This window comes from Pseudarthrobacter sp. R1 (assembly GCF_024494415.1).
GTDB lineage: Bacteria > Actinomycetota > Actinomycetes > Actinomycetales > Micrococcaceae > Arthrobacter.
Map to the genome: position 1 here is coordinate 1 of NZ_JAMKFI010000026.1, position 422 is coordinate 422.

A 422-nucleotide genomic window follows, 5' to 3' on the forward strand; every position below is an offset into this window, starting at 1 on the left:
GTGGCGGTGCCGATCTGGTCCGCGGGGACGGAGTTCTGCACCACTAGGACCACTACCTGCATGATCAGGCCCAGGCCGGCTCCGAAGATGAACAGCTGGACGCAGATGACCCAGATGGGCGTACTGGCAGCGAGGGTGGTCATCCAAAGCATCGCAGCCATGGTGAAGGCAGCTCCCAGGATGGGATACAGCTTGTATTTGCCGGTCTTGGAGATCCGGATGCCAGAGTAGATCGAGGTGCCCATCAGGCCTGCCATCATCGGCAGCATCAGAAGGCCGGACTCGGCCGCTGAGGTGCCGGAGGACATCTGCAGGAACGTGGGGACGAAAGCAATCGCGGAGAACATGCCCAGGCCAAGGGTGAAGCCGATGGCCGTGGCGTTGACGAAGATCCGGTTGCGGAACAGGCTCAGCGGGATGAT

The 422-nt window shown here is 61.6% G+C and carries 1 protein-coding gene; it reads right to left on the reverse strand.

Going from position 1 to position 422, the window contains the following annotated elements; all coding sequences use genetic code 11:
• A partial coding sequence (locus M8J71_RS22790) for an MFS transporter (RefSeq protein WP_256250146.1) occupies positions 1–422 on the reverse strand: 422 nt, incomplete at both ends.